This window comes from Sphingopyxis sp. DBS4, assembly GCF_024628865.1.
Taxonomy (GTDB): domain Bacteria; phylum Pseudomonadota; class Alphaproteobacteria; order Sphingomonadales; family Sphingomonadaceae; genus Sphingopyxis.
Genome location: NZ_CP102384.1, coordinates 4,028,346 through 4,037,361, shown reverse-complemented (window position 1 = coordinate 4,037,361; position 9,016 = coordinate 4,028,346). Strand labels below are relative to the sequence as shown.

At 68.9% G+C, this 9,016-nt stretch carries 7 protein-coding genes; 3 read left to right on the top strand and 4 right to left on the bottom strand.

The window, feature by feature from the left end; translation table 11 throughout:
- Positions 1 to 304: 304 nt before the first annotated feature.
- The 4 genes from NP825_RS19395 to NP825_RS19380 form a co-directional block, all read right to left on the bottom strand.
- A complete protein-coding gene (locus NP825_RS19395; protein ID WP_257546699.1) occupies positions 305 to 1,495 on the bottom strand; it encodes an IS91 family transposase in 1,191 nt (396 codons plus the stop codon).
- A 5-nt stretch (positions 1,496 to 1,500) separates the two neighbouring features.
- Positions 1,501 to 2,409 (bottom strand): site-specific integrase, encoded by a 909-nt coding sequence (locus NP825_RS19390; RefSeq protein WP_257546696.1) that lies wholly within the window; start codon positions 2,407 to 2,409, stop codon positions 1,501 to 1,503.
- A 144-nt stretch (positions 2,410 to 2,553) separates the two neighbouring features.
- On the bottom strand, positions 2,554 to 3,873 hold the full coding sequence (locus NP825_RS19385; protein WP_257546716.1) for a PAS domain-containing sensor histidine kinase: 1,320 nt from the start codon (positions 3,871 to 3,873) through the stop codon (positions 2,554 to 2,556).
- Positions 3,863 to 4,402 (bottom strand): response regulator transcription factor, encoded by a 540-nt coding sequence (locus NP825_RS19380; protein ID WP_257546714.1) that lies wholly within the window; start codon positions 4,400 to 4,402, stop codon positions 3,863 to 3,865. Before NP825_RS19380 ends, NP825_RS19385 begins: the two co-directional genes overlap by 11 nt.
- Before the next feature lie 214 nt (positions 4,403 to 4,616).
- On the opposite strand from NP825_RS19380, the gene NP825_RS19375 reads away from it, so the two are divergent.
- From NP825_RS19375 to NP825_RS19365, 3 genes are read left to right on the top strand one after another with little or no spacing between them, the layout of a single operon-like run.
- Positions 4,617 to 5,864, top strand: a complete 1,248-nt coding sequence (locus tag NP825_RS19375; protein WP_257546712.1) for an efflux RND transporter periplasmic adaptor subunit — start codon at positions 4,617 to 4,619, stop codon at positions 5,862 to 5,864.
- A gap of 9 nt (positions 5,865 to 5,873) precedes the next feature.
- A complete protein-coding gene (locus tag NP825_RS19370; protein WP_257546710.1) occupies positions 5,874 to 6,554 on the top strand; it encodes an ABC transporter ATP-binding protein in 681 nt (226 codons plus the stop codon).
- Positions 6,555 to 6,556: 2 nt separating this feature from the next.
- Entirely contained in the window at positions 6,557 to 8,977 is a 2,421-nt protein-coding gene (locus NP825_RS19365) for an ABC transporter permease (protein ID WP_257546708.1), read from the top strand.
- The last annotated feature ends 39 nt before the right edge of the window (positions 8,978 to 9,016 follow it).

Here is a 9,016-nt window from a genome sequence, read left to right as displayed (position 1 = left end):
GCAAACGTTGAGAGTTTCGGACGCCGCCAGGCGTCGGAAAGTCTTCGATGCCCGAACCGCGGTGGTCATGGTGTGAGCTATGGGGAAAGCTGTTTTGCGGAGATCGTGGGGTAGCTAGGTGCTGCCGAAAAGCGGACGTGCGCGATAGCGGACCGTCTGCATATGGGTCGCAAAAGCGGACGCCGAAAAGCGGGCGGACCGATTTTGGTGGTGCGACGTCTGCTTTTGGGCAGCCCCGTCGCGAGCGGGTCCGCTTCCAGGCGCGGGTCTGCCCTGGACGAGGAAGGCGACGGGCCGTGCCGGGTCACGGCGCCGGTGTCCCGGGTGCGAGGGATGGCGGTGGCGGCGCGCGGGACTGGTAGCGGCGCTCGAAGACCTCAATGATGATCATGGTACCGCCGCAGCACGGGCAGGTCGGTCGGGGCTCTGCATCGTCGGCGGGCTCGTCGGTCGGTGGGGGTGCGACATCGAGCAGGCGGCGGGCGCGTTCGAGATGATCCTTGCGGTGTGCGCTGGCGAGGAGGCCATAGTGGCGGATGCGGTGGAACCCGCGCGGCAGGGCGTGGAGGAGGAAGCGGCGGATGAACTCGTCGGCGCCGAGCGTCATGACCTGCTGCCGTCCAGCGCCGGCCTTGCGGTAATCCTTGTAGCGGAAGGTGACGCCTTCCTCATCGAACCGGAGGAGCCGACTGTTCGATATGGCGACCCGGTGGGTGTAGCGCGCGAGATAAGCGAGCACGGCCTCGGGACCAGCGAACGGCGGCTTGGCATATACGACCCAGCGCTTCTTCCTGACGGGAGAGAGGTGCCGCAGGAAAGCACGTCGTTCGCCAAGATGAGTGAGGCTGCCAAAGAAGGCGAGCTTGCCGGCATCGTGCAGCGCGCGAAGGCGGGTTAGGAACAAGCGTCGGAACAGGGCACCAAGGACGCGGACCGGGAGCAGGAAGGCTGGGCGTGCGGATATCCAGCGCGTTCCATCGCGGGAGATGCCGCCGCCGGGCACGATCATGTGGATGTGCGGATGATGGGTGAGCGCCGAGCCCCAGGTGTGGAGGACGGCGGTGATGCCGATCCGGGCACCGAGGTGCTTCGGGTCGGCGGCGATGGTCAGCATCGTATCGGCCGCGGCCTTGAACAGCAGGTCATAGAGGGGCGCCTTATTGTGGAAGGCGATCGCGGCAACCTCGGCAGGCAGGGTGAACACGACGTGGAAATAGCCGACTGGGAGCAGATCGGCCTCGCGCGCCTCGAGCCAACTGCGCGCCGCAGCGCCCTGGCACCTGGGGCAGTGCCGGTTGCGGCAGCTGTTATAGGCGATCCGCCAGTGCCCGCAGTCGGTGCAGGCCTCGACATGCCCGCCGAGCGCGGCGGTGCGGCAATGTTCGATCGCCGACATGATCTTGAGCTGGTGCAGGCTCAGATGCCCGGCATGGGCGGCGCGGTAGGTTGGCCCGGCAGCGCGGAAGATGTCGGCGACCTCGAGTGAGGCGCGCATCGACCTCAGCCGTCGGGCGCTTCCTCGCTGGGCGATGCGAGCGCGAGCCTGTCGAGCGGGCTGACGATCGAGCGAACGGTCCTCGTCGCAACCTGGGTGTAGAAGGCGGTGGTGTTTAGCTTGGCATGGCCGAGCAGCGCCTGGATGACGCGGATATCGACACCGTCCTCGAGCAAGTGGGTGGCGAAGCTGTGGCGCAGCGTATGCGGTCCGACGCGCTTGTCGATGTCTGCTGCTTCAGCGGCTTCGACGACGACACGGTAGAGCTGGCGGGTGCTGATCGGCGCCGCTGTGCTCTGTCCGGGAAAGAGCCAGCCGTCGGGGACGAGGATGCCCTGTTGCCGCCCGGCGCGCCACCAGTCGCGCAGTAGCAGGAGCAGCCCTTCGGGCAGCATGGCATTGCGGTATCGCCCGCCTTTACCGTGCTCGATCCGGAGCAGCATCCGCTTGCTGTCGATATCGCTGACCTTGAGCGCCGACACCTCGGCGACGCGCAAGCCCGCGCCGTAAGCGACCGACAGCGCCGCCTGGTGCTTCAAGGAGCGCGTGGCATCGAGCAGGCGCTTCACCTCGGCCATGGTGAGGACGACCGGGATCTTGCGTACCTGCCTGGTGCGGACCAGCTTGCGCGCGAGGTCGGGGCGGTCGAGCGTGTGCGTGAAGAAGAACCTCAGCGCGCCGACGATGCTGTTCATGGTCGGCGCCGGGACGCCGGCTTGTTGCTGCTCGATCTGGAACTGCCGGATATCCTCGGCGCTTGCGGTGTGCGGCGAGCGCCCGAGCCAGGTCGCGAACCTCCCAACGTCGCGCAGATAGTTACGCTGCGTCTCCTTCGAGAAGCGGCGCATGGTCATATCGTCGATCAGGCGCTGGCGCAGCGGGCTGATCGGGCCAATCTGGATAAGTTCATTCATCGTTCGACTCCTCAGGTGAAGGAGCCGAAAGGGTCTGCCTGCGGCAGCCCACGTTCAATCAGGCGATGCGCTCGAAGGGCTGCTTTACATCGAGGCTAGCGCCAATCCGCGCAGCGGTTCGTGCATCGGCCATTTCCGTTCGCATCACATCCGCAGTTGCATCGACAGCTTCGTCCCAGCTGGTAGTGGTTCGGCGGTCAGCGCTCCGCCGTGCGAGATCGCTATTTGGCGCGCGATCGTAAGCCCGATCCCGCCGCCGTCGGCTTTGGTCGTGTAGAAGGGGAGGAAGATGTCTTCGGCGTCGGGGGGAAGGCCGGGGCCGTTATCCTCGACGGTGAAGCACAGCATGTCGCCGGCGATGTTCCAGCCGAGGGTTACTACGGGTTGCGACCGGTCCGCTGCGGCTTCAATGGCGTTCTTGAGTAAGTTGAGCAGCGCCTGTTCGACGAGTTCGCGGTCGATCGCGACGACGGCGCCGGGCGCCGCACCGTCGATGCGCAGCGCGGCGCGCGCGTCGAACGCCTGCGCGAGCGCGAGCATGTCGGCGCCGAACGCGGCGAGATCGACCGGCTCGCGGCGCGGCTGCGGGATCGCGAGGCACTGGCGGTAGCGTTCGACGAAACCCATCAGATGCTGCGCGCGCCGCGCGATCGTGGCGGCTGCCGCGGCGGCTTGGGCGCGATCGGCGGGGGTGGCGGGATCGAGCGCGGCAAGGCTTTCGGCGAGCGAGATCACGGGGCTCAGCGAATTCATCATCTCGTGCGCGAGAACACGGCTCAGCCGGTGCCACGCGTCGGTTTCGATCGCCCCCAGCCTTTCGGCGACGGGCTGCACAGCGATCAGCCGCCGCCGCGATCCGTCAGCCAGCTCGAACAGCCCGACCGAGGCGTGCGCGCTGCGCCCGTCGGTCAGGCGCAACAGGCGGCCCGATTCGGGGCTGCCGACGAGCAGCGCGTCGGCGTCGGCGGCGGCAAAGGCCGGATGATCGGCGAAGCGCGCGGGCGCCGCGCGCGCTAGAGCGCGCGCGGAGCGGTTGGTGCGCAGCAGGCTTCCCGCAGCATCGGTCAGGAACAGTGCGGCGGGGACGGTGTCGAGCAGGGCTTCGTCGCCGTGCGCCTGCGCGCGGTGCCGCGCCTCGCGCTGCCGCATCGCGTCGACCGCGCGGACGATCGCGGCGTCGAGATCGGCGAACGCGGAGGGCAAGGCCGATGGGCGGTCGTCGGCCGCGATCGCGAGCTGGTCGGCGAGCTCGCGCATCGTCCGCTCGGCCCGACGCGCGGCGTGCACGAGCGCGAGGAAGGCGAGCGCTGCGATGGCGCCGGCGATCAGCGCGAGCGCGGGGCGGCCCGAGAGGAAAAGCGCGACGCCGCCCGCCGCGGAGCACCCGGCGGCGAGCCCGCGCGCGGCGAGCCCGACGGCGAACGACCAATGGCGCCGGCCGCCGCGCGCGTCGCTAGAGCCCATGTTTCTCGATGCGCCGGTAGAGCGTTGGGCGCGTGATGCCGAGCGCCGCGGCGGCGCGGCTGATATTGCCGTCGGCGCGCTCGATCGCGCGTTCGATCGCGTGGCGCTCGATCATCTCGAGGCTCATCGCCGCGCCGGCGCGCTGGCGTGCGGTGAGCTCGATCGCCGCGCCGACGGCGGCGACGAGCCGGTCATTGCGCCACGGCTTGAGCAGGAAATCGCACGCGCCGCGCTTGAGGGCCTCGACCGCGATCGTGACGCCGCCGAACACGGTGAGCACGACGATCGCCAGCGTCGGATCGGCGATGCGCAGCTGGTCGATCGCGCCCAGTCCGGCGCGGCCGTCGCGCTGTTCGGGGCGGAAGTTCATGTCGAGGAGGATCGCGGCATATTCGTCGAACGATCCCGGGTCGGGAAGCGCTTCGGGGCCGGTCAGATGCTCGACCTCCGCGACGCCGCGGAGCGCGAGGCCGATCGCCTGCGCGATAGCCTGATCGTCTTCGACCAGCAGGATTTGGGGGCTGTCCATTTCGCGATCTTACCGGAGCCCGCGCCCGCAGGGAACCTGAGCAAAAGCAGGCGCTTGCGCGGGCCGGGCGGCGAATCGCGCTATGGCGCTGTCCGATCCCGGACACTGGCTCGGTCGAAAGACGTGGAGTGTTCTAATCAAGTTCTTGATAATATTGAATTTCCTGTTTTTGCCGCGCCAAGCGATACTCGCGGCATGAGGAGCTTGTGACCCCATGGACGAACCCTTGCGGCAAAACTGGCTGCGGCGTCATCGCCGCGGAGCCGCGCTGGCGTCGGGACTGATGGTCGCCGCGCTGGCCCTTGTGATCGGCGTGCGCCAGTTCGCGACGCCGTCGCTGTCGGTGCCGGCGAGCGAGGTCACCGTCGCGCGCGCCGAGCGCGGCCTGTTTCGCGACATGACGAGCCTGCAGGGGCAGATCGAACCGCGCGATATCATCTATCTCGACGCCGCGGAGGGCGGGCGGGTACGCCGCCTGTTCGTCCGGTCGGGCGATCATGTCGCTGAAGGCCAGCCGCTGGTCGAGTTCACGAATACGACGCTTGAGCTCGATATTCTGTCGCAGGAAGCGCGACTGATCGAATCGATCACCCAGCTTCAGGCGTATCAGCAACAACTCGAGCAGGACCGCAGCGACAATGCGCAGGCGCTGGCGCTGACCCGCTACGACCGCACACGCGTCGATCGCGACCTCCGCCGCAGCCTGCCGCTCGCGGCCAAGGGTTTCGTTCCGGCAAAGACAATCGACAGCCTGAAAGACGAGCAGCGCGCTGTCGCCGACCGGCAGGCGATCCAGGAAGCGCGCGGACGGCGGCAGGGCCGGCTGAGCGCGCTGCAGGCGCCGCAGATCGAAACGCAGCTTGCAACGCTGGGCAGGAGCCTTGCGGTGACGCGCGCGAAACTGGGCGATCTGACGGTACGGGCGCCCGCGGCGGGCCGTCTGTCGGCGTTCGACGTCAAGCTCGGCGAGAATCGCAACCGCGGCGACCGGCTGGGCGAGCTGGCGCTCGACACCGGATTTCGCGTGTCCGCGCGCGTCGACGAATATTATCTGGGGCGCGTGCGCGTCGGGCAGCGCGCCGAGGTCGACGGGCGCCGCGCTGAACTGGCGGTGTCGCGTATCTATCCGCGGGTGACGGGCGGATCGTTCCGCGTCGACCTCGATTTCGTGCGCGGCGAACCGTCGGGCCTTGTCGCGGGCGAGGCCGTGCGCGGCCGGTTGTCGCTCGGCGCCGATCGCCCGGCGCTGCTGCTTCCGGCCGGCGCCTTTCTAGAGGCGTCGGGCGGCCGGTGGGTCTTTGTGCTGGCACCCGGGGGCGATCGTGCCGAACGCCGGTCGATCCGGATCGGGCGGCGCAATGCCGGTGAGGTCGAAATTCTGGCCGGGCTCGTGCCCGGCGACCGCGTGATCACGTCCAGCTATGACGGCTGGAACGCATATCGGCGCATCAACCTTCGATAGGAGACAATCATGTTGCGCGTGGAGACCATCTCGAAAAATTACGAGACCAGCGAGGTGCGCACGCATGCGCTGAGCGATGTGTCGCTGACCGTCGGCGAAGGCGAGTTCGTCGCCATCATGGGGCCTTCGGGTTGCGGAAAGTCGACGTTGCTCAACATCCTTGGGCTGCTCGACCGTCCCGACGGCGGGCGCATCGAATTGCTCGGCGAGGATGTGAGCCGCGCGAGCGAGCACGAGCTGACCCGCCTGCGCCGCGCCTCGATCGGTTTCGTGTTCCAGAGCTTCAATCTGGTAGACGAACTGACGGTGGCGCAGAATGTTGAGCTGGGGCTGCTCTACCGCGGGACGAGCGCGCGCGAACGGCGCGAACGTGTCGAGCGGACGCTCGACCGGGTCGGCATGCCGCATCGGGCCCGCCACCTGCCCAAACAGCTGTCGGGCGGTCAGCAGCAGCGCGTGGCGGTCGCGCGCGCGCTCGTGTCCGACCCGCGCCTGATCCTCGCCGACGAGCCGACCGGCAATCTCGACACCGCGAACGGCGAGGCGGTGATGGACCTGCTCCAGCAGGCGGTCGGACAGGGAACGAGCGTCGTGATGGTGACGCACTCGCTTTCGCAGGCCGACCGCGCCGATCGCAAGATCCAGCTGCTCGACGGCCGGGTCGTCAGCCAGACGCAGCTGGGTGCCTGACCGTGCTGCGCAGCATTCTTTCCTCTACCCGCGGCCAGCTTGCGCGCGGCGGACTCTATGCGGTCGTGACGCTTGCGGGGCTGGCGCTGGCGCTTGCCGCCGCGATCGTCACCGGGCTGTTCGTGCGGCAGCAGCACGCCTATGAAAACTTCATTCCGGGATATGAACGCATTTTCCGGATGACGGGCACCGTCGCCCAGCCGGGACAGCCCGAGCGCGTATCGGCGGTGACGCCGTCGATCCTTGCGAGGGCGCTTGCGGCGCGAAGCGACCGGATCGAGACGATTGCCCGCATCTATCAGGACGATCCGGTCGTCCGCGCACGCGCCGATGCCCCGCCGATCCGCGCGCAGGGGTTCGTGTGGGCCGATCCCGCGATTTTCGAGGTCCTGCCGCTTGCGTCCGTCAGCGGGCAGCTGGCCAGCGCGCTCGCCGAGCCGGACACGGTGGCGGTGTCGCAAGACAGCGCGCGCAAGCTGTTCGGCGGGGCCCCGCCGCGCGGCGCGGCGATCGAGATCGTGGGCGCCGACGGCGCGGTCCGGCGTTTGCGGGTGACGGCGGTGTTCGCCGACCTGCCCGCGCGGACGCACCTCGATCTGCAATTCGTCGCTTCGGGTCGGGGCGCAGCGTCGCCGCTCGCGCGCGCCGATGCCAGCCCGGTGCCGACGATCAACCTGCCCATTCTGACCTATGTTCGCGGCAAACCGGGGACGCGCGCCGCCGACCTTCAGCCCGCGCTCGACGATGTCATTCGCCCGTTTCAGGCGATGGCGGCGGCCAGCGGCACGAAGGTCGGCGGCTATGCGCTGCCGATTGCCGACATCCACTTCGGGCCGCCCGACGACAGTCCGCACGGCAAGCCGAGCGTCGATCCGGCCGTTGTCATGGCGATCGGCGCGGTCGGGGCGCTGATCCTCCTTATGGCGTCGACAAGCTATGTCGCGTTGATGACCGCGCGCGCCGGCCGGCGCGGCGTCGAGGTCGCGGTGCGCAAGGCGTGCGGGGCGGCGCAGGGGCAGCTGATCGCCCAGTTCCTCGGCGAAAGCCTGCTCGTCACGCTTGTCGCGCTGATCCTTGGCATGGGAATCGTCGAGCTGGCGCTGCCTGCGGTGAATGGACTGCTCGGCCTGTCGCTCGCCTTCGACCTGACGCGCGAGCCGGGGTTGCTTCTGCCGCTGCTGGCCGTGTGGCTCGTGATCGGCGTGGCGTCGGGACTCTACCCGGCCTTCATCCTGTCGTCGCTCCGGCCGACGGCGGCGCTCGGCGGCGGAGCGACCGGCCTGTCGGCACCCGCGTGGATCGGCCGGACGATGGTGATTATCCAGTTCGCGACGCTGACGGGCCTGCTCGTCGCTGCGATCACGGTATACCGGCAGACCGATTTCGCGATCGATCGTGCGCTAGGCACCGGACGCGGGGCGGTGCTGACGATCGCGACGCAATGCCGGTCGGGGCTGGCGCAGGCGGTACGCGAGTTGCCCGGCGTGCGCCGTGCAAGCTGTTCGGCCGCGGGCGCCTTCAACCTTGCGCCGCACGGCGGGGTCACCGCGATCAACCGCGAAGGCCAGCGTTTCACCCCGGGCTTCGTCGAGGTTGATCCGTATTTCTTTGCGCTCGCCGGACTCGATCCGCTCGCTGGCCGGACCTTCGCACCCGCGCGCGATGGCAGCGCCAGCCGGAGCGAGGTCGTCATCAACCAGACCGCCGCGCGCCATTTCGGATTCGCATCGCCGCAGGCGGCGATCGGCCAGCCGCTAGGCATCTCGCTGCAGGTCGGACCCAATCCGCCGACGACGCCCTACACTGTCATCGGGGTGGTTCGCGATGCGTCGGCGAGCGTGCTCGAACCCGCGGGCGAACTCATATACAGCGCCAGGTCGCCCGAATGGGGCGTGCTCGCGGTCGAAACGAGCCCCGCGGCGCTCCCCGACGTGCGCGCGCGGCTGGGGTGGATTTGGCAGGCGATGGGCGATAGCGGGCCGCTCGAGGCGCGGCTGCTGTCGCAGATCGAGGCGGACCGGTACCGTACGACGATCGTGCAGGGGCGCGTGATCGGGGCCTGCGCGCTCGTCGCGCTCGTGATCGCCGCCATGGGGCTGTTCGCGCTGTCGGCCTTTTCCGCCGACCGCCGCCGCAAGGAGATCGGCATTCGCCGCGCGATGGGAGCCTCGCCGGGCGAGATCGTCCGTCTGCTGCTCTGGCAGTTCCTGCTTCCCGTGCTCGTCGCGTGCGCCGTGGGTCTCGGCGCCGGTTACGCGGTTATGCGCCACTGGCTCGAACAATTCGCGGCGCGGACCGAGCTGCCGGTCTGGCTGCTGGCCGGGGTGGCGGGCGCGACGGTCCTCGTCGCGATCCTTGTCAGTTCGGCGCAGATCATGGCGGCGGCGCGCGGGCGCATCGTCGATGCGCTCCGCTACGAATGACGCCGGCCTGCCGATGTCGAAAATACCGGTCAAATGGGG

What these genes read in the sequence shown, in the direction of transcription:
- NP825_RS19395 (WP_257546699.1), bottom strand. Translation starts at nt 1,495, where the DNA reads ATGCGCGCCTCACTCGAGGTCGCCGACATCTTCCGCGCTGCCGGGCCA.
- NP825_RS19390 (WP_257546696.1), bottom strand. Translation starts at nt 2,409, where the DNA reads ATGAATGAACTTATCCAGATTGGCCCGATCAGCCCGCTGCGCCAGCGC.
- NP825_RS19385 (WP_257546716.1), bottom strand. Translation starts at nt 3,873, where the DNA reads ATGGGCTCTAGCGACGCGCGCGGCGGCCGGCGCCATTGGTCGTTCGCC.
- NP825_RS19380 (WP_257546714.1), bottom strand. Translation starts at nt 4,402, where the DNA reads ATGGACAGCCCCCAAATCCTGCTGGTCGAAGACGATCAGGCTATCGCG.
- NP825_RS19375 (WP_257546712.1), top strand. Translation starts at nt 4,617, where the DNA reads ATGGACGAACCCTTGCGGCAAAACTGGCTGCGGCGTCATCGCCGCGGA.
- NP825_RS19370 (WP_257546710.1), top strand. Translation starts at nt 5,874, where the DNA reads ATGTTGCGCGTGGAGACCATCTCGAAAAATTACGAGACCAGCGAGGTG.